2 protein-coding genes are annotated in these 620 nt (G+C 55.5%); one reads left to right on the forward strand and one right to left on the reverse strand.

The genetic code is table 11. The features are described from left to right. Positions 1 to 378, reverse strand: a 378-nt coding sequence (locus tag PH547_RS33815; RefSeq protein ID WP_285170497.1) for a helix-turn-helix domain-containing protein, incomplete at its 3' end; no start/stop codon positions are given. Here PH547_RS33815 and PH547_RS33820 point away from each other — a divergent pair. After that, a complete protein-coding gene (locus PH547_RS33820; RefSeq protein ID WP_065091992.1) occupies positions 313 to 585 on the forward strand; it encodes a LexA family protein in 273 nt (90 codons plus the stop codon). The two genes, PH547_RS33815 and PH547_RS33820, sit on opposite strands and share 66 nt — an antisense overlap. The last annotated feature ends 35 nt before the right edge of the window (positions 586 to 620 follow it).

The following is a 620-nucleotide window of genomic DNA, read 5'->3' on the forward strand; positions in this document are numbered from 1 at the left end:
CTTGGCTGATAGTTTGCGGGCAACGCCGGGCCGTGGCTCCTCACTCAACGCGCCTTCGAGATTGGCCTCTACCAGGCGGCGCTTGGTGCGATAGATGGTCGATCCGCTGACATTCAAAGTCGCAGCGATGACCTCGTCGCTCACACCCTCATTCGCCGCCAACAGGATTTGTGCACGCTTGAGCCTGCGCGCCGAGTGACGGCCACCGCTCAAAAGAGCGTTCAGTTGCTCACGTTCAAGCTGGTTGAGTTCCACATGATATCTTATATTCATTTGAGCCTCCTGATGCGATGAAACACAGGTTAAACTCAAATGAATCAAACGTTTGGCAAAGAGCCTCCTGCCGGAGCGCCACAGTTCACGCAGCTGCAGGGCCAATACCTGGCCTTCATTTATGCCTACACCAGGATCTTCAAACGCTCCCCGGCAGAAGCGGACATGCGTCGCCACTTTGAGGTGACCGCACCGTCTGTACACCAGATGGTGATAACCCTGGAAAAGGCCGGTCTCATTCAACGCCAGCCTGGAGTAGCGCGAAGCATTCAATTGCTCGTACAACCCGAAGCGCTGCCAATCTTGCGATAGCTCAACCCGTCAGAATCTCTGCGGAACGGTACTAG

Source organism: Rhizobium cerradonense (assembly GCF_030182455.1).
GTDB lineage: Bacteria > Pseudomonadota > Alphaproteobacteria > Rhizobiales > Rhizobiaceae > Rhizobium.